The sequence below is a fragment of the Bifidobacterium sp. FKU genome, from assembly GCF_026016385.1.
GTDB lineage: Bacteria > Actinomycetota > Actinomycetes > Actinomycetales > Bifidobacteriaceae > Bifidobacterium > Bifidobacterium infantis.
Window position 1 is genome coordinate 981,711 of the sequence record NZ_CP092888.1, and the last position, 19,683, is coordinate 1,001,393.

The 19,683-nt window shown below is 59.1% G+C and carries 9 protein-coding genes, 3 rRNA genes and 1 pseudogene; 12 read left to right on the forward strand and 1 reads right to left on the reverse strand.

Annotated elements, in window-relative coordinates; translation table 11 throughout:
• Nucleotides 1-4 precede the first annotated feature (4 nt).
• The 6 genes from dnaE to rrf all read left to right on the forward strand — a co-directional run bounded on the left by dnaE (nt 5) and on the right by rrf (nt 12,014).
• Nucleotides 5-3,562 (forward strand): DNA polymerase III subunit alpha, encoded by a 3,558-nt coding sequence (dnaE, locus tag MMB48_RS04360; protein ID WP_012577193.1) that lies wholly within the window; start codon nt 5-7, stop codon nt 3,560-3,562.
• A 116-nt stretch (nt 3,563-3,678) separates the two neighbouring features.
• On the forward strand, nt 3,679-4,089 hold the full coding sequence (locus MMB48_RS04365; RefSeq protein WP_032745297.1) for a DUF4186 domain-containing protein: 411 nt from the start codon (nt 3,679-3,681) through the stop codon (nt 4,087-4,089).
• Nucleotides 4,090-4,294: 205 nt separating this feature from the next.
• Nucleotides 4,295-6,172 carry an oleate hydratase gene (locus MMB48_RS04370; RefSeq protein ID WP_012577195.1) on the forward strand — a complete coding sequence of 626 codons (1,878 nt, stop codon included), beginning with the start codon at nt 4,295-4,297 and terminating at the stop codon, nt 6,170-6,172.
• 533 nt (nt 6,173-6,705) lie between these two features.
• Nucleotides 6,706-8,230, forward strand: a 16S ribosomal RNA gene (locus MMB48_RS04375).
• A 428-nt stretch (nt 8,231-8,658) separates the two neighbouring features.
• Nucleotides 8,659-11,723, forward strand: a 23S ribosomal RNA gene (locus MMB48_RS04380).
• A 174-nt stretch (nt 11,724-11,897) separates the two neighbouring features.
• A 5S ribosomal RNA gene (gene rrf, locus MMB48_RS04385) occupies nt 11,898-12,014 on the forward strand.
• The 16S, 23S and 5S rRNA genes sit together here, the layout of an rRNA operon.
• Nucleotides 12,015-12,201: 187 nt before the next feature.
• On the opposite strand, the gene MMB48_RS04390 is transcribed toward rrf, so the two are convergent.
• A complete protein-coding gene (locus MMB48_RS04390) occupies nt 12,202-13,029 on the reverse strand; it encodes an aldo/keto reductase (RefSeq protein WP_032744267.1) in 828 nt (275 codons plus the stop codon).
• Between the two features lie 308 nt (nt 13,030-13,337).
• On the opposite strand from MMB48_RS04390, the pseudogene MMB48_RS04395 reads away from it, so the two are divergent.
• From MMB48_RS04395 to hisH, 6 genes and pseudogenes are all read left to right on the forward strand, one after another.
• Nucleotides 13,338-14,804 (forward strand): annotated as a pseudogene (locus MMB48_RS04395) (xylulokinase).
• 112 nt (nt 14,805-14,916) lie between these two features.
• Nucleotides 14,917-16,314: a histidinol dehydrogenase gene (gene hisD, locus MMB48_RS04400; RefSeq protein ID WP_012577199.1), complete on the forward strand. Its 1,398-nt coding sequence runs from the start codon at nt 14,917-14,919 to the stop codon at nt 16,312-16,314.
• Entirely contained in the window at nt 16,311-17,471 is a 1,161-nt protein-coding gene (locus MMB48_RS04405; RefSeq protein WP_012577200.1) for a histidinol-phosphate transaminase, read from the forward strand. Before hisD ends, MMB48_RS04405 begins: the two co-directional genes overlap by 4 nt.
• Nucleotides 17,472-17,556: 85 nt before the next feature.
• Nucleotides 17,557-18,156, forward strand: coding sequence for an imidazoleglycerol-phosphate dehydratase HisB (gene hisB / locus MMB48_RS04410; RefSeq protein WP_012577201.1), 600 nt, complete (start codon nt 17,557-17,559; stop codon nt 18,154-18,156).
• Nucleotides 18,156-18,950: a hypothetical protein gene (locus MMB48_RS04415; protein WP_012577202.1), complete on the forward strand. Its 795-nt coding sequence runs from the start codon at nt 18,156-18,158 to the stop codon at nt 18,948-18,950. Before hisB ends, MMB48_RS04415 begins: the two co-directional genes overlap by 1 nt.
• Before the next feature lie 33 nt (nt 18,951-18,983).
• A complete protein-coding gene (hisH, locus tag MMB48_RS04420) occupies nt 18,984-19,631 on the forward strand; it encodes an imidazole glycerol phosphate synthase subunit HisH (RefSeq protein WP_012577203.1) in 648 nt (215 codons plus the stop codon).
• The last annotated feature ends 52 nt before the right edge of the window (nt 19,632-19,683 follow it).

Genomic DNA, 19,683 nt, shown 5'->3' on the forward strand with positions numbered 1-19,683 from the left:
ACACATGGCTGATTACGGGAACAACTTTGTGCAACTGCATAACCACACGCACTATTCGCTGCTCGATGGTGCGTCGAAGATTCCTGATTTGGCCAAGCGTGCGGCCGAACTTGGCATGCCTGCGGTCGGTATCACCGACCATGGTAACATGCATGGCGCCTACGAGATGTACACCAACTGCGTGGCCAATGGCGTCAAGCCCATCATCGGCATCGAAGCTTATGTGACCCCGGAAACCGCACGTCAAGACAAGTCCCGCGTGCATTGGGGCACTGAAGCCCAGCGCCGCGACGACGTCTCCGGTGGCGGTCTTATCACCCACTTGACCATGTGGGCCGAAAACGACGAAGGTCTGGTCAACCTCATCAAAGCTTCGTCCGTGGCCAACCTCGAAGGTCGCGTCATGCGTTATCCGCGTATGGATAAGGAGGTGCTCGCCACCTATTCCAAAGGCGTGATCGCATCCTCCGGCTGCCCCTCGGGCATTATCCAGACCCGTCTGCGTCTCGGTCAGTTCGATGAGGCCCTGCGCGCTGCCGGCGAATTCCAGGATATCTTCGGCAAAGACAACTTCTTCATCGAACTCATGGATCACGGTCTGCCCATCGAAACTCAGGTGACCGGTGACCTGCTGACCATCGCCAAGAAACTCAACGCACCACTGCTGGCCACCAACGATTCCCACTACGTACACGCCGAAGATGCCCAGGCACAGGACGCCATGCTCTGCATCAACTCCGGTTCCCGTCTTGACGATCCGGACCGATTCAAATTCGACGGCACCGGCTACTACATCAAAACCGCCGAAGAGATGCGCGAACTGTTCAAGGACCACCCGGACGCCTGCGACAATACGCTCGTTATCGCCGAACGCTGCAACGTGATGTTCGACGACCACGAAGACGGCGCGTTCATGCCGAAATTCCCCTGCCCCGAAGGCTGGGATGAGACCTCCCTGTTCCTTAAAAAAGTCGAGGAAGGTCTGGAGAAGCGTTACGACGGCAACCCGCCGCTCGACGTATTGAAGCAGGCCGACTACGAATGCGGCGTGATCTGCCAGATGCAGTTCTGCGGATACTTCCTCGTGGTCGCCGACTACATTCAGTGGGCCAAGGACCACGGCATTATGGTGGGGCCGGGCCGTGGTTCGGCCGCAGGCGCCATGGTCGCCTATTCCATGGGCATTACCGAGCTCGATCCGCTCAAGCATGGCCTGATTTTCGAGAGGTTCCTGAACCCTGAGCGAGTGAGCCTTCCTGATATCGATGTCGACTTCGACCCTGAAGGTCGTGCGCGAGTCATCGAATACTGCGGCGAAAAATACGGCACCGATAAGGTCGCCCAGTGCGTCATCTATGGCACCATCAAAACCAAACAGGCCCTGAAAGACTCCGCCCGCATCATGGGTTATGAATTCTCAGTCGGTGAAAAAGTCACCAAGGCGCTGCCTCCGGCGGCCACCGGCGGCAAAGACATCAGCCTGCATGACATCTTCGACCCGACCGCCAAACGTTATGCCGAGGCCAGGGAATTCCGAGAACTCTACGATTCCGATCCGGACGCCAAGCGCATCACCGAGGAAGCCAAGGGTATCGAAGGCCTGATCCGACAGACCGGTGTACATGCCTGCGCCACCATCATGGGTAGCGCGCCCATCACCGACACCTCGCCGTTGCTGGAACGCACCGATGGCACCATCACCACCACCTTCGAATACCACACGTGCGAAACGTTGGGGCTGGTCAAGATGGACTTCCTTGGCCTGTCCAATCTGACGATCATCCACGACACCCTGAAGAACATCGTGGCCAACGGCAAACCCGCCATCGACTACACCAAGATTCCGCTCGATGACGCCGAAACCTACAAACTCATGTCCCGAGGAGACACGCTCGGCGTGTTCCAGCTCGATTCCGACGGCATGCGTTCACTGCTGAAAACCCTGAAGCCCGATAACTTCAACGATATTTCCGCACTTATCGCCCTGTACCGACCGGGCCCGATGAGTATGGATTCGCACACCAACTATGCCAAGCGCAAAAACGGCCTGCAGAAGATCACGCCAATCCACCCTGAGCTTGAGGAGCCTCTGAAGCAGGTGCTTGACGAGACCTATGGCCTGATCATCTACCAGGAGCAGGTGCAGTCCGCCGCCCGAATCCTCGCCGGCTATTCGCTGGGCAAGGCAGACGTGCTGCGTCGAGCCATGGGTAAGAAGAAGCCCGAAGTGCTGGCCAAGGAGAAGGTGCCGTTCTTCGCCGGTATGAAGGAGCACGGATATTCCGAAGAGGCATCCCAGGCCGTGTGGGATATTCTGGTGCCGTTCTCCGGCTACGCTTTCAACAAGGCGCACTCCGCCGCATACGGTCTGATCTCCTACTGGACCGCATATCTGAAGACGCACTACCCGGTCGAGTTCATGGCCGCCTTGTTGCAAGGTGCCGCCACCAACAAAGACAAGACCGCATTGTACTTGGGCGAGGCCCGCCGCATGGGCATCCAGGTGCTCTCGCCGGACGTCAACGAATCGGTGTACGAGTACTCGGCAGTCGGCGACGTCGTGCGATTCGGTCTTGGTGCCATCCGTAACGTGGGTGACAAGGCCGTGGCCGATATCATCGCCGAACGCGAAGGCCCGCGCGGCAAGTTCGTGAACTTCATGGACTTCATCCGCCGCGTGCCCCTGACCGCGCTGAACCGGCGATTGGTCGAATCGTTGATCAAGGCCGGTGCCTTCGACTCGATTGACCCGAACCGTCGCGCGCTGTTCACCGTGCACGAGGCCGCCATCGACTCGGTGGTGAGTCTGAAGCGCAAACAGGCGGAGGGCCAGTTCGATTTGTTCTCCGATGCCGAGGATGGGGGAGCGGAGGCCATGGGCGACGCTTCCGTGACCGTACCCGATCTTGAGGAATGGGACAAGAAGACCAAGCTTAACTTCGAACGCGAAATGTTGGGCCTGTATGTGTCTGATCATCCGCTCTCCGGTATGCAGTCGATTCTCGCGTCCTTGCGTGAAATGTCCATCGCGCACTTGGTCGATCGAGCCAGGACGATGGGCGAGGGACAGCAGGTCACGTTGGCCGGTCTGGTCACCAATGTGGACCGGCGCGTATCCAAGAAGGGCAACCCCTGGGCCATCGTGACCATCGAAGACATGGAAAGCTCCGTCCAATGCATGTTCTTCGGCAAGGTCTATGAAGCGGCCGCCGCCGAACTTGCCGTGGACGCCATCGTACAGATTCGTGGTCAAGTGGAGTTGCGCGACGAAACCGTTTCTCTGAGAGCCACGGAAATGCAGATTCCGACCTTGGAAGCCGAGGATGAACGTCCGTTGGTCATCACGCTGCCGCCGGTGGCGTTGGAGCGCCAACGCATGATGCAACTCGGTCAGGTGCTCGCTAATCATCCTGGTTACTGCGAAGTACATCTTGCGGTGCTGGATGAGAAGGGTAACGCTCAGGTGCTCACGTTTGGCGATCGTTTCCGCGTCAAGCGGGATACTTCGTTGTTTGCTGAGATCAAGATTCTGTTTGGCCCCAGCTGCTTGCCTGCCGCCTGATTGGCGGGTTTCGCCCCTGGCCTCTCCCTCACCTGGCTTTGCTGGGGGAGGGCTCCTTCATCAGAGGGGGCTAAGGCATGTGCCACCATACGATGTGCGCGACTATTGTGGAACGTATGGGCATGGAGATGGCGGATACTGGTAACAACGATGACGAGCAACAATGGATTGCCGCGATGCTGGAACGGCTGTCTCATTCGCAGTTCCGCGCCAAATTCGCTTTGACCGACAAAGACCGAGCCTATGCCCGCACCAAAGGCAAGGCGACCATCGATCGTCATGCGCGAGAAATGTTGCGAGACCGCATAGGCGCAGCCAAACCGAAGAACGACGGCAGGCAGACGCCATGGCGCGGCCATCCGGTATTCACCGCTCAGCATGCTACCGCCACATGCTGCCGCGGATGCATCGAAAAATGGCATCATCTGCCCAAAGGCCGTGAACTCACCGAAGCGGAGGTAAACCGACTTGCCGATTTGGTCATGGCATGGATTGAGCGGGACCTTATCAATCATCCGGTTCGGTGAAGCACCCCGCATCCTCAGTATGCCTGTATACCTTCAATAGTTATGAGCCAACAGCCAACACAGGCCTCGAAAACCGTAGACGCAAGGTATTGGCGAATACGGCAGAACGCCGAACGTTGCCTATGGCGCGTTCGGCAATAATGCGACATAATGTCTATTCAAGAAGAGCTGACGAAGTGTCAACTCAACCCCAAGGAGGCGGAATATGTACTACAGCAGCGGCAATTATGAGGCTTTCGCACGCCCGAAGAAGCCGTCCGACGTGGACAACAAGCATGCATACATCATCGGTACCGGACTGGCGGCCCTGTCCGCGGCCTGCTATCTGGTGCGTGATGGTCAGATGCCTGGCGAGAACATCCACATCCTTGAGAAGGACCCGGTACCCGGCGGCGCCTGTGACGGTCTTGATATTCCCGGCCTCGGCTATGTGATGCGTGGCGGCCGCGAAATGGACAATCATTTCGAGGTCATGTGGGATCTGTTCCGCTCGATTCCCTCCATCGAAACCGAGGGCGTCAGCGTACTCGACGAGTACTACTGGCTCAACAAGGAGGACCCGAACTACTCGCTGTGCCGCGCCACCAAGAATCTCGGCAAGGACGCGGGGCTCAAGGGCAAGTTCGGCCTGTCCGACAAGGCTTCGATGGAAATCATGAAGCTGTTCTTCACCCCGGACGAAGACCTGTATGACAAGCCGATCACCGATTTCTTCGACGATGAGGTGCTGAACTCCAACTTCTGGCTGTACTGGCGCACCATGTTCGCCTTCGAGAACTGGCACTCCGCGCTGGAAATGAAGCTGTACATCAAGCGCTACATTCATCACATCGGAGGCCTGCCGGACTTTTCCGCGCTGCGTTTCACCCGCTACAACCAGTACGAGTCGATGATTCTGCCGATGGTCAAGTATCTGGAATCGCACGGCGTCGAATTCCGCTACAACACCAAGGTCGAGAACGTGGAATTCGCGATTGGCGGGGGAGCCGGCCCCAAGCGTGAGTACACCGGCGTAGGCCAAGACACCATCCAGAAGATTCAGGCCACCTCCGGTTTCTTCAAGCGCAACCCTGCCAGCACGCCCACCAAGAAGCTTGCCGTGCGCATCGACGTGGATCACGAGGGTGATAAATCCTCCATCGACCTGACCGAGAACGATCTGGTGTTCATCACCAACGGCGGTTGCGTGGAGAACTCCACCATGGGTTCCCAGAACTCGCCCGCCGCATGGAACCCAGACCTGAAGCCCGGTGGCGGCTGGGATATGTGGAAGCGTATCGCCGACCAGGACCCGAGCTTTGGCCATCCGGAGAAGTTCTGCTCCGATCCGAATGCCACCAAGTGGATGAGCGCCACCGTCACCACCCTGGACGACGAGATTCCGCCGTACATCCAGAAGATCTGCAAGCGCGACCCGTTCTCCGGCAAGGTCGTCACCGGCGGCATCGTCACTGTGCAGGACTCCAACTGGCTCATGAGTTGGACCCTGAACCGCCAGCAGCAGTTCCGCGACCAGCCCAAGGACCAGTTGTGCGTATGGGTCTACGGCCTGTTCCCGGACAAGCCCGGCAACTATGTGAAGAAGCCGATGACCGAATGCACCGGTGAAGAGATCTGCGAGGAGTGGCTTTACCACATGGGCGTGCCGACCGACAAGATCGAGGCGCTCGCAAAGCACCACGCCAACACCGTGCCGGTCATGATGCCGTACATCACCGCGTTCTTCATGCCGCGCGCGGCCGGCGACCGCCCGGACGTGGTGCCCGATGGTGCCGTGAACTTCGCATTCCTTGGCCAGTTCGCCGAGACCCCGCGCGACACGATCTTCACCACCGAATACTCGATGCGCACCGGTATGGAAGCTGTCTACACGTTGCTCGGCGTGGACCGCGGCGTGCCTGAAGTGTGGGGCAGCGTCTATGACGTGCGCAACCTGCTCAACGCCACCGTCAAATTGCGTGACGGTGCACCGGTCACCGATATGAAGCTCAACTTCATTGAAAAGGCCGTGGTCAAGAAGGTGCTCAAGAAACTCGACGGCACCGATATTGCCACCCTGCTACGCGAATACCACGTAATCTGACATCTATCTGGCTCCCCTCAAGGTGAGGGGAGCTGGCACGCGAAGCGTGACTGAGGGGAGTTGAACGTGGAATGAATTGTCGCGACACGCCAGTGAACATCTGATTTCGTTACGTGAGCCTATAAAAAGCCGGCGTATCCTGATGGTAACGGCGTGATTCAAGTTGATTTCGACACGCCGATAGAACGCCGTCGTTGCAACGATTCTGGCGTGCCTTTTCATGCCCGATTTGCGTGTGTTCGTGTGTTCGTGTAAGTTATTCACCTGTTGCCGCTCAGCGCGGCGGGTTCCTTCCTCTGGTTGGTTTTCCGTCTTGCTGGTGTGGTGGTGGTTTGAGAACTCAAGAGCGTGTTTGTACTACTTCTTTATAGTCAATGATTGCCAGTTCATTCCTCGCCTGATCGCCTGTCGTGGTGGTCGGGTACCCGGGAGGGTTTGATGAGGGGTGAGGTTTTTTGAGGGCGTCCTTCCTTAAGGACGTGCTCGTCAATTTTTGTTTTGAGAGTCATCTGTCGATGTCTCTTCGCATTCTTTTTGTGGAGGGTTCGATTCTGGCTCAGGATGAACGCTGGCGGCGTGCTTAACACATGCAAGTCGAACGGGATCCATCAAGCTTGCTTGGTGGTGAGAGTGGCGAACGGGTGAGTAATGCGTGACCGACCTGCCCCATACACCGGAATAGCTCCTGGAAACGGGTGGTAATGCCGGATGTTCCAGTTGATCGCATGGTCTTCTGGGAAAGCTTTCGCGGTATGGGATGGGGTCGCGTCCTATCAGCTTGACGGCGGGGTAACGGCCCACCGTGGCTTCGACGGGTAGCCGGCCTGAGAGGGCGACCGGCCACATTGGGACTGAGATACGGCCCAGACTCCTACGGGAGGCAGCAGTGGGGAATATTGCACAATGGGCGCAAGCCTGATGCAGCGACGCCGCGTGAGGGATGGAGGCCTTCGGGTTGTAAACCTCTTTTATCGGGGAGCAAGCGTGAGTGAGTTTACCCGTTGAATAAGCACCGGCTAACTACGTGCCAGCAGCCGCGGTAATACGTAGGGTGCAAGCGTTATCCGGAATTATTGGGCGTAAAGGGCTCGTAGGCGGTTCGTCGCGTCCGGTGTGAAAGTCCATCGCTTAACGGTGGATCCGCGCCGGGTACGGGCGGGCTTGAGTGCGGTAGGGGAGACTGGAATTCCCGGTGTAACGGTGGAATGTGTAGATATCGGGAAGAACACCAATGGCGAAGGCAGGTCTCTGGGCCGTTACTGACGCTGAGGAGCGAAAGCGTGGGGAGCGAACAGGATTAGATACCCTGGTAGTCCACGCCGTAAACGGTGGATGCTGGATGTGGGGCCCGTTCCACGGGTTCCGTGTCGGAGCTAACGCGTTAAGCATCCCGCCTGGGGAGTACGGCCGCAAGGCTAAAACTCAAAGAAATTGACGGGGGCCCGCACAAGCGGCGGAGCATGCGGATTAATTCGATGCAACGCGAAGAACCTTACCTGGGCTTGACATGTTCCCGACGATCCCAGAGATGGGGTTTCCCTTCGGGGCGGGTTCACAGGTGGTGCATGGTCGTCGTCAGCTCGTGTCGTGAGATGTTGGGTTAAGTCCCGCAACGAGCGCAACCCTCGCCCCGTGTTGCCAGCGGATTGTGCCGGGAACTCACGGGGGACCGCCGGGGTTAACTCGGAGGAAGGTGGGGATGACGTCAGATCATCATGCCCCTTACGTCCAGGGCTTCACGCATGCTACAATGGCCGGTACAACGGGATGCGACGCGGCGACGCGGAGCGGATCCCTGAAAACCGGTCTCAGTTCGGATCGCAGTCTGCAACTCGACTGCGTGAAGGCGGAGTCGCTAGTAATCGCGAATCAGCAACGTCGCGGTGAATGCGTTCCCGGGCCTTGTACACACCGCCCGTCAAGTCATGAAAGTGGGCAGCACCCGAAGCCGGTGGCCTAACCCCTTGTGGGATGGAGCCGTCTAAGGTGAGGCTCGTGATTGGGACTAAGTCGTAACAAGGTAGCCGTACCGGAAGGTGCGGCTGGATCACCTCCTTTCTACGGAGAATACAGGATGCCGTTCGGCGTCCGGTGCGGACCCTCCCGCGCGATGGTCGCGTGTGGACGGGTTGCTGGTGTGGAAGACGTCGTTGGCTTTGCCCTGCCGGTCGTGCGGTGGGTGCCGGAGTGGTATGGATGCGCTTTTGGGCTCCCGGATCGCCACCCCAGGCTTTTGCCTGGCGCGATTCGATGCCCGTCGCGCCTGCGGGCCGGCCGTGTGCCGGCGTGATGGCGTGGCGGTGCGTGGTGGCTTGAGAACTGGATAGTGGACGCGAGCAAAACAATGGTTTTGAATCTTTGTTTTGCTGTTGATTTCGAATCGAACTCTATTGTTCGTTTCGATCGTTTTGTGATCATTTTTAGTGTGATGATTTGTCGTCTGGGAATTTGCTAGAGGAATCTTGCGGCCATGCACCTTCATGGTGTGTGTTGCTTGCAAGGGCGTATGGTGGATGCCTTGGCAGACAGGACCGATGAAGGACGTTTGAGGCTGCGATAAGCCTCGGGGAGCCGCCTACAGGGCTTTGATCCGAGGATTTCCGAATGGGGGAACCCACCGGCCGTCATGGGTCGGTACCGGCTTCGGCCGGGGGGTACGCAGGGAAGTGAAACATCTCAGTACCTGCAGGAAAGGATATTCCGTGAGTAGTGGCGAGCGAAAGCGGATGATGGCCAAACCTTGCGCGTGTGATACCCGTCGGGGGTTGCGTGTGGGGTGTTGCGGGATCGCGTGCGCCGGCTCCGACGGGCCGGCCGGCAGTTTTAGAAAACCATGTGTCAGGGGAACCGGGTTGAATACCGGGCCGCAGAGGGTGAGGGCCCCGTACCTGAACGCGCATGGTCTGCCGATCGCGTCTCCCAAGTAGCACGGGTCCCGTGGAACCCCGTGCGAATCCGCCCGGACCGTCGGGTAAGCCTGAATATTCCTGTCTGACCGATAGCGAACGAGTACCGTGAGGGAAAGGTGAAAAGTACCCCGGGAGGGGAGTGAAACAGTCTCTGAAACCGTGCGCCTACAATCCGTCGGAGCCTCTTCGTGGGGTGACGGCGTGCCTATCGAAAAATGAGTCTGCGAGTCAGTGGCATGTGGCGAGCATAACCCGTGTGGGGTATGCGTAGCGAAGGCGAGTCTTAAAAGGCGTTTGAGTCGCGTGTCCTGGACCCGAAGCGGGATGATCTAGCCCTGAGCAGGTTGAAGCGCGGGTAAGACCGTGTGGAGGACCGAACCCACCTGGGTTGAAAACCGGGGGGATGACTTGGGGTTAGGGGTGAAAGGCCAATCAAATTCCGTGATAGCTGGTTCTCTCCGAAATGCATTTGGGTGCAGCGTCGGGTCATTGCGTCCCGGGGGTAGAGCTACTGGATGCTTGCGGGCCCGTATCGGGTACCAACAGCAACCAAACTCCGAATACCGGTGACGTGTATCCCGGCAGTGAGTCGGCGGGGGATAAGCTTCGTCGTCGAAAGGGAAACAGCCCAGACCGTCGTCTAAGGTCCCGAAGCGTGTGCTAAGTGGGAAAGGATGTGGAGTCGCATAGACAGCCAGGAGGTTGGCTCAGAAGCAGCCATCCTTGAAAGAGTGCGTAACAGCTCACTGGTCTAGTGGTTCCGCGCCGACAATGTAGCGGGGCTCAAGCACACCACCGAAGACGCGGCAGTATTTTGTACTGGGTAGGAGAGCGTCCCATGAGGGGCGAAGCGGCCGTGTGAACGCGCCGTGGACTTCATGGGAGTGAGAATGCAGACATGAGTAGCGAAAGACGGGTGAAGATCCCGTCCGCTGGATGACCAAGGGTTCCAGGGCCACGTTCATCGTCCCTGGGTGAGTCGGGTCCTAAGGCGAGGCCGACAGGCGTAGTCGAATGGATGAACGGGTCGATATTCCCGTACCGGCTTTCAGCCGCCAGAACCGAGGCTTGGAGTACTAACCTCCGGGTCCGGGCTTGCTTCCCCTTCGGGGGTGGGATGCCTGGGCCTGTTGGGACCGATCCTTGTAGTAGGTCAGCGCAGGAGTGACGCAGAAGGGTAGCCGGCCGCGGAGGTGGTTTTCCGTGGTCAAGCACGCAGCCCGTCCCGTAGGCAAATCCGCGGGGCGTGTGGGCGAGGTGCGATGGTGGGGGCCTTATGGCCCGATATCCGGTGATCCCGGCTGCCGAGAAAAGCTTCGGCGTGAGGCTCGAAGCCGCCCGTACCCCAAACCGACACTGGTGGTCAGGTAGAGAATACCAAAGCGATCGAGCGAATCCTGGTCAAGGAACTCGGCAAATCACTCCCGTTCCTTCGGTTTAAGGGAGACCCCCGATGGTGATCCGCCTCGCGCGGGGAGCTTTTGGGGGTGGCACAGACCAGGGGGTAGCGACTGTTTACCAAAAACACAGGTGCATGCGAAGGCGCAAGCCGCTGTATATGCACTGACGCCTGCCCGGTGCCGGAAGGTTAAGAGGATCCGTCAGCCTTCGGGTGAAGCGGTGAATTCAAGCCCCGGTAAACGGCGGTGGTAACTATAACCATCCTAAGGTAGCGAAATTCCTTGTCGGGTAAGTTCCGACCTGCACGAATGGCGTAACGACTTCCCCACTGTCTCGACCAGGAGCTCGGCGAAATTGCAGTACGAGTAAAGATGCTCGTTAAGCGCAGAAGGACGAAAAGACCCCGGGACCTTTACTATACCTTGGTATTGGCATTCGGTGTGGATTGTGTAGCATAGGCGGGAGGCCGAGAGGCATGGTCGCCAGATCGTGCGGAGCCGCAAGGTGAAATACCGCTCTGTTCGCATTGGATGTCTAACCTCGAACAGTGATCCTGTTCAGGGACAGTGCCTGGCGGGTAGTTTAACTGGGGCGGTTGCCTCCCAAAGAGTAACGGAGGCGCCCAAAGGTCCGCTCAGCCCGGTTGGCAATCGGGTGGCGAGTGCAAGTGCACAAGCGGGCTTGACTGCGAGGACGACGGTCCGAGCAGGGACGAAAGTCGGGACTAGTGATCCGGTGCCGGTGTACGGACGCGGCATCGCTCAACGGATAAAAGGTACCCCGGGGATAACAGGCTGATCATTCCCAAGAGTCCATATCGACGGGATGGTTTGGCACCTCGATGTCGGCTCGTCGCATCCTGGGGCTGGAGCAGGTCCCAAGGGTTCGGCTGTTCGCCGATTAAAGCGGCACGCGAGCTGGGTTCAGAACGTCGTGAGACAGTTTGGTCTCTATCCTCTGCGCTCGTTGGAATGTTGAGGAGGCCTGCCCATAGTACGAGAGGACCTGGGTGGACGAACCTCTGGTATGCCGGTTGTCACGCCAGTGGCACGGCCGGTTGGCTACGTTCGGAAGGGATAACCGCTGAAAGCATCTAAGCGGGAAGCCTGCTCCAAGATAAGCATTCCGTGCAGCCTCGAGCTGCTGTAGTCCCCATGCAGAACACGTGGTCGATAGGCCGGACGTGGAAGCCCCGCGAGGGGTGGAGCCGACCGGTACTAACGGACGAAAGGCAACACTATTATTCCCCGATTCGTTCGGGGACCGCATCATCCTCCTGCAAACCATCCCGTATGGCAATGAGCACGGGAATGGCGCAAGACGAAGCAACATCAACGGCAATCGCGTCCCCTGTCCGGTTCCCGGGCCGCCACAAGGCCGGCAGACCTTGGTGTCTGACCGTATAAGAGAAGATTTGCGGCGGTCATGGCCCAGGTGAGACGCCCGGTCCCATTCCGAACCCGGAAGCTAAGGCCTGGCACGGCGATGGTACTGCACTCGACAGGGTGTGGGAGAGTAGCACGCCGCCGCATCACACGTACGGGAAGCCCCGATACCTTGAAGGTACCGGGGCTTCCCGCATATCTGAAACCAACAAGACAAGACACCGACAAGATATAGGCTCTCGCAACTAGGGTGCGGCCGAATCGTAAGCATATAGAAGAGGGAACCCTCAAGTGACGGAGAGTTCCCTCTTTGCGTATCTGGACCTATAAAGGTCTAGAAATTGAAATTGTCAGGATCGGCACCGTTGCGCTTGCCGGTGTTGATGGCGGAAATGGCGGTCATATCATCGACTGTTAGGTTGAAGTCGAAGACCTCGAAGTTCTGCTTGATACGCTCGGCATGGGTGGACTTGGGCAGCACGACGATGCCGCGCTGGATGTGCCAGCGAATCACCACTTGGGCAGGTGACTTGCCGTACTTGGCACCGATCTCGGCCAATACTGGATTGCTCAGCAGGTTGCCGCCGGTACCGCCGAGCGGACTCCAAGCTTCAGTGTGAATGCCTTTGGCGCGTAGCTGTCCGATAAGTTCCTGATTGGTGAACTGCGGAGAAGACTCAATCTGGTCTACGGCAGGCACCATATCGCTGTGGGTCAGCAGCTCATCAATATGATGCTTTTGGAAGTTACTGACGCCAATGGCCTTGGCACGGCCAGAGGCATAAATCTCCTGCAAGTCATCCCATGCCTGCTGCCAGCCGTCTGCCGGCCAGTGAATCAGATACAGATCCACATAATCCACGCCCAAGCGGTCGAGGCTTTCTTGGAATGCATCCTTGCCACGGCGTGCGCGAATATCGTCATTCCACAGCTTGGTGGTCAAGAAGAAATCGCTGCGCGGCAAACCAGCACGGCGAATACCTTCACCTACTGAGGCTTCGTTGCGGTAAATCATTGCGGTATCGATATGACGGTAGCCATTCTCCAGAGCCGTCTGCACCGCGTTCACTGTAGTATCACCATCCGGTGTCTGGAATACGCCCAAGCCCACCTGCGGGATGACAGTGCCGTTGTCCAGCATAATTGTCGATTGAATTGCCATAATGCCTCATTAGTCGTAGTATTCGTTCAATTTCCCATTCTAGAAACAAGACGATGCAATGAGCCGCGTTTCGCGGGCAAAGAATTGCGTAATGTTGGCGTGATTCTCGTTCATTAGGTCATTATTGCATTCATTAGGTCAATGGGTCCAGGGTCTTCGGCATCAGAACCCAGTCATTACGCCATTCCTGAAGAGCCGTCTTACGGCATACCGACCTAATGAACGTGAAATCGGCCTAATGAATGCAACGAGTAAGCGGCTACGATAATAACCAGTAGAATCACAACCCAGATTGAAGGGGAGAGCACGTGGCAGAGGAGTATGTGGCTGCATTCGATGCAGGGACCACGGCGTTGAAGGGTGCCTTGGTTGATAGGCGAGGCCGTATCGTAGCCAGTGCGAGTAGTGAGCTTAACCTTATTATCAACGGCGACTATCGGGAACAGAGCCCCGACCAATGGTGACAAGCCTTCTGCACGGTCTCCAAGCACATGATTGAGCAGGCGCGGCAATCCGAGTCAGAATTCAATGTGACTCGCATTCGTGGCATCATCTTCAGCGGTCAGATGCAGGATGTTATTGCTTTGAACGGCGAGCTCAATCCCGTCCGCAATGCCATTCTGTATTCGGATGGCCGAGCCGAGGAACAGGCCAAGCAACTCGCCAAGACATATCAGGGTGGAGTAGAACGTTTCCTGAACACCGTTGGCAACCGGCTCGAAGGCTGCTTGCCGTTGCCCAAGTTGATGTGGGTGCGTGAACACGAGCCGGAAACGTACGCGCGCATTCGTCATGTATTGATCAGTTCCAAGGACTACTTGATCGCCCAATTGACCGGCGAATGCGTGGGCGATGTGGCGGCTTGTTCCACAGCCGGTGCCATGAATATCCGTAATGGCCAGTGGGATGCCGAATTATGCGAGGTTGCAGAAATCGACATGACCATATTGCCGCAACTGCATAATCCGCAGGACTGCATTAGCATAGTGACGGAATCCGCTGCACAACGCGCCGGTTTCTCCGCCGGAACTGCGGTATACGCGGGCATTGGCGATGCGGGTGCCACCACGCTGGCCAGCGGTGTCAGCCGCCCCGGCCAATACAACATCAATATCGGCACCTCAGGTTGGATTGCCACCGTTTCGCCCGAACCGTTCACCGACAAGCCCGGTGCTGCGAATCTGGCATTTGGTGTGGAAGAAGGATTCGTGAATGCGGTGCCATTCCTCAACGCCGGTGACGTGCATAAATGGGTTACCGGCGTATTCGCTGATGGCGATTACGCGGAAGCACATCAGCTTATCGAAACATCCAAACCCGGCTCCAACGGTGTGATGTGCCTGCCCTATCTGGTAGGGGAGCGGTTCCCCGTAATGAACCCGAATATTCGCGGGGCCTATGTTGGCCTCGATCCAGACACCACCAAGGCAGACATGATGCGTGCCGCGCTTGAGGGCGTGGCCTTCTCCATTCGTCAAGGTATGGAAAGCTTTGATGCCGAGCCTACCGAGATTTCCCTGATTGGCGGCGGAGCCAGAGAAAATGCGTGGTGCCAGATTCTGGCCGATGTATTGGAGCATCCCATCGAAGTGTTCGCCAATGCCGATATTCTGCCAGCAGTGGCGATGGCCTCGTTGGTGTTCAATGCACCAGACCTGCTGCAATCCGTATGTGAACGCACCGTATATCAACCGAATCCTGACACCGCACGCACATATGCCGACGCATACCGGCGATTCCTGAGCCTCTACCCAATGCTGCGAACGATGGATTAGAGACTTAGTAACCTGCATCACGAATCCACATCACGCACGATAATCTCACGATACGGGTGAACATGGGCGTTCCTCGCCGCTTAGGCCCCTCACGTTGGTACGATGGGGCTTTATGAGTGAGAACATCATGCGAATCATTGACCTGCGTGGTCAGCACCTGTCCCGTGCCGAACTGCTCGCCGCGATGCCGCGCGCCGCAATGGGCACTTCCGAAGCCACCGATCTGGTGCGTCCGATTCTGGACGATGTCAAGGAACGCGGTGCCGCGGCCCTGCGCGACTTCGAGGAGAAGTTCGATCACGTGCGTCCCAAGAACCTGCGCGTGCCGGTCGAGGCGATCAAGGACGCCCTGACCACGCTCGACCCCGAAGTGCGCGCTGCCATCGAGGAATCGGTACGCCGCGCCCGCGCCGTGGCCGCCAACCAGGTGCCGAAGGACTTCTACACCGACCTCGCCGAAGGTGCCCGCGTGGCCGAACGCTGGATTCCGATTCAGCGCGTCGGCCTGTATGTGCCCGGCGGCAAGGCCGTCTACCCGAGCTCCGTCATCATGAACGCTGTGCCGGCCCAGGCCGCCGGCGTCGAATCGCTGGCCATCGCCACCCCGCCCGCCCGCGACAATGAGGAAGGCCTGCCGAACAAGACCATCCTCGCCACCTGCGCCATCCTCGGTGTTGACGAGGTATACGCGGTCGGCGGCGCTCAGGCCATCGCCATGTTCGCATACGGCGCCAAGGGCAGCGAGCCACAGGACGGCGACATCCTGTGCGATCCGGTTGACAAGATCACCGGCCCGGGCAACATCTTCGTGGCCACCGCCAAGTCGCTGGTCTCCGCATTCGTGGGCATCGACGCGGTCGCCGGCCCCACCGAAATCGGCATCATCGCCGATGCAACCGCCAACCCGAGTCTGCTGGCCGCCGACCTCATCGGCCAGGCCGAGCATGATGAGCTCGCCGGTTCCGTGCTGTTCACCGACTCCACCGAGATTGCCGACAAGGTGCAGGAGAACCTCAAGTACCGCGTGCCGCGTACCGAGCACGCCGAGCGTGTCCACACGTCACTGTCCGGCACCCAGTCTGCCATCGTGCTGACCGACGGTCTCGACCAGTCCATCGACGCGGCCAACGCCTACGCCGCCGAACACCTTGAGATTCAGACCAAGGATGCCGATGCTGTCGTCAAGCGCATCAAGAACGCCGGTGCCATCTTCCGCGGCCCGTACTCCCCGGTGCCGCTGGGCGACTACATGTCCGGCTCCAACCACGTGCTGCCCACCGGCGGCACCGCCCGCTTCGCCGCCGGCCTCGGCGTGCACACCTTCATGAAGCCGGTCGAAGTCATCGAATACGACGAGGAAGGCCTGAAGGCACTCGCCGCCCGCATCAACGCCTTTGCGGTGTCCGAGGATCTGCCCGCCCACGGCGAGTGCGTGCTCTCCCGCTTCGTCAAGGATCCGTATGACAAGGCCACCCTGCGCGAGCAGGAGAAGGGAGCCGGTCTGCGATGAGCTCGATTCCCGCAAACCTGCCGTTGCGCAACGACCTGATCGGTGAGGAGCCGTACGGCGCTCCTCAGCTGGACGTGCCGGTGTGCCTGAACGTCAACGAGAACCCGTATGCGCCGGACCCGGCCGTATGCGACACCATCGCCAAGCGTGTGCGTGAAATCGCCCCCACACTCAACCGATACCCGGACCGTGAGCACATCGAATTGCGTCAGGCATTCTCCGATTACCTGGCCCGCGAATCCGGTACCCGTCTGGACGTGGACGAGCTGTGGGGCGCGAACGGCTCCAACGAGATCATGCTCCAGCTGTTCCAGGCTTTCGGAGGTCCGGGGCGTACCGCCTTGGGCGCCGACCCGACGTACTCCATGTACCCGGAGTACGCCCGCGACACCTTCACCGGTTGGAAGCTCGCCCACCGCAACGCCGACTTCACGCTGAACGTCGACAAGGTGCTTGAGGCCATCGCCGAGGTCAAGCCTTCGATGGTGCTGCTCACCAGACCAAACAACCCGACTGGCACCCCGTTGCCGATGGAGGATATCGAGTGTATTCTCGCCGCCTGCGAAACCGCCGAAGTGGCCGGCGCGGGTGAGGGCGTGCACCCGATTCTCGTCATCGATGAAGCGTACGTGGAATTCCGCAAGCCCGGCACCCCGAGCGCCGTGAGCCTGATCAAGGACCACCCGAACCTGGCCGTAAGCCGCACCATGAGCAAGGCCTTTGCCTTCGCCGGAGCGCGAGTCGGCTACCTAGCCGCATCCAAGGGCATCATCGACTGCGTGCGCATCGTACGCATGCCGTACCACCTGTCCGCCGTGACCCAGGCCGCCGCACTGGCTGCCTTCGAACACACCGATGAACAGCTGAGCCGTGTCGAGCACCTGCGCGAAACCCGCGAGGCCACCGCCGCATGGCTCAAGGAACAGACCTACAAGGACCAGCCGCTTGAAGTGGCCGAATCCGGCTCGAACTTCCTTCTGTTCGGTGGGCACTTCGACAAGCGCGAAGCCATCTTCGACGAGCTCCTGAAGCGCGGCGTACTCATCCGCGTGGTCGGACCGGACGGTTGGCTGCGCGTGTGCATGGGCACCGACGAGGAGATGGAGACCTTCCGTAACGCCCTTGTTGAAGTGCTTCGTATAGTGGAAGCAGCATAAGGGACGTTTCTTTCCGATTGCGGCGAGACCCGAAGCGATTCGAGTCCCGCCGCAATCCAATATGACGAATCACACAGGAGACATGATGGCAAGAACCGCGCACATCGTCCGCGAAACCAGCGAATCACACATCGACCTCGAACTGAACCTCGACGGCACCGGCAAAACCGATATCGATACATCCGTGCCGTTCTACAACCATATGATGACCGCGCTCGGCAAGCATTCGCTGATCGACCTGACCATCCACGCCCACGGCGACACCGACATCGATGTGCACCACACCGTGGAAGATACGGCCATCGTGTTCGGCGAAGCCCTGAAGCAGGCTCTCGGCGACAAGAAAGGCATCCGCCGCTTCGCCGATGCCACCGTGCCGCTCGACGAGGCGCTGGCCAAGGCCGTTGTCGACATTTCCGGGCGCCCGTACTGCGTGTGCAGCGGCGAGCCCGAAGGCTACGAATTCTGCATGATCGGCGGGCACTTCACCGGCTCGCTGGTCCGCCACGTCATGGAATCCATCGCCTTCCACGCCGGCATCTGCCTGCACATGCAGGTGCTCGCCGGCCGCGACCCGCACCACATCGCTGAAGCCGAATTCAAGGCGCTGGCCCGTGCGTTGCGCTTCGCCATGGAAATCGACCCGCGTGTAGACGGCGTGCCCAGCACCAAGGGAGCCCTGTGATGGCCGACGACAAGTTCGATCCGGACGAATCGCACTTCTCCGACGAGGAGCTTGAGGCCGCGCTCGCCGGATTCGAGAAAGAATTCGCGGACGATTCGGCATCCGGCGATGCCAGTGATACCAGTGATGCCGCTGAAACAGCGGACGCTGCTTCAGCGAAGTCCGATTCCGACGCGAATGATGATACGGCTGATAAGGCTTCCGCTGATTCCGGCCAGCCTATGACCGACGACGTCACCGGGTCCGTTGCGGATGCGGTGAACGAGGCCATGGCCGACGTGGTCGACCCCTCGCTCGGCTTCGACAACGAACTCGCTGGACTGTTGGGTAACAAGGCGAAGGTGGCGTTGATCGTCACCCGTCTTGCCTCCGCCGAACTGTTGGCCGCGTTCTGCCAGCTGTCAGATATCTCCGCCGCATGCATCGGTGCCAATCAGGGGGCCGTCGCGGTGCTGAAGAATCTGGACGGCGACGGCCCGGAAGCCGCAGCCAAGGACCTGACCACCGTGGTATCCGGCATGGCCGTGATTCTTGCAGTCAATCGTGCCGACAAGCTCGAAGTGGCCATGTACGTGCAGGGAGAGGCCGGACAGAGTTTCGCGCCGCCCGTGCTGTTCACCTCCACACCGCGCTTCGTCGAGGACCTGATGCTCGGCATCGTAACTCTGAACCAACTCAAGACCCAAGGGTTTGAAGTGGTGGATTCCGCTGGACTCGACCATGACCAGGCGATGCAGATTCTCGCCAACCACACCAGACGCGGACGTGGCGGGCGCGGCTCCCGCATCGAATAGACGCCAACCAACCAGTAGGGGATAGGAGAGAATATGACCACAGCGGTTGTTTTCGATTACGGTTTCGGCAATGTACGTTCCATGGTGCGTGCGCTCGCCAATCTTGGCGTCGACACCACTCTCACCTCCGATTATCGTCAGGCGCTGGAGGCCGACGGTCTGGTCGTGCCGGGCGTGGGCGCGTTCGCCGCATGTATGGAGGGTCTGAAGAAGGTCGACGGCGACCGTGTGATCTATGATCGCATCCGCGCCGGCCGTCCGGTGCTTGGCGTGTGCGTGGGCGAGCAGATCATGTTCGAACACGGTCTGGAGCACGGGGTCCATGCCGCGGGCATCGGGCTGATCGGCGGTTCGGTGAACCTGCTGGACGCCGACGTGGTGCCTCACATGGGATGGGACACGATCGAGGCCGCCCCCGATTCGGTGCTGCTCAACGGCGTGGAGAACGAACGGTTCTACTTCGTGCACTCCTACGCCGCGATGGAAGTGAAGCCGGTGGATACGTCTCGTTTCGACATTGATCTGAGCGGTGCGCCCGAACGCGTGAGCTGGTGCTCGTACGGCCGGTCGCGTTTCGTGGCCGCCTATGAACACGGCCCGCTGTCCGCCACGCAATTCCACCCGGAAAAGTCCGGAGACGCCGGTGCCCAACTCCTCAAGAACTGGATCGCCACACTGTAAAAAGCATGAAGCTCCCTCTGACGAGAGAGCTCAAATCGTGTATATGTAACTG

Coding starts and splice junctions, on each gene's coding strand:
- hisD (WP_012577199.1), top strand. CDS start 14,917: ATGAGTGAGAACATCATGCGAATCATTGACCTGCGTGGTCAGCACCTG.
- MMB48_RS04370 (WP_012577195.1), top strand. CDS start 4,295: ATGTACTACAGCAGCGGCAATTATGAGGCTTTCGCACGCCCGAAGAAG.
- dnaE (WP_012577193.1), top strand. CDS start 5: ATGGCTGATTACGGGAACAACTTTGTGCAACTGCATAACCACACGCAC.
- MMB48_RS04405 (WP_012577200.1), top strand. CDS start 16,311: ATGAGCTCGATTCCCGCAAACCTGCCGTTGCGCAACGACCTGATCGGT.
- hisH (WP_012577203.1), top strand. CDS start 18,984: ATGACCACAGCGGTTGTTTTCGATTACGGTTTCGGCAATGTACGTTCC.
- MMB48_RS04415 (WP_012577202.1), top strand. CDS start 18,156: ATGGCCGACGACAAGTTCGATCCGGACGAATCGCACTTCTCCGACGAG.
- MMB48_RS04365 (WP_032745297.1), top strand. CDS start 3,679: ATGGGCATGGAGATGGCGGATACTGGTAACAACGATGACGAGCAACAA.
- hisB (WP_012577201.1), top strand. CDS start 17,557: ATGGCAAGAACCGCGCACATCGTCCGCGAAACCAGCGAATCACACATC.
- MMB48_RS04390 (WP_032744267.1), bottom strand. CDS start 13,029: ATGGCAATTCAATCGACAATTATGCTGGACAACGGCACTGTCATCCCG.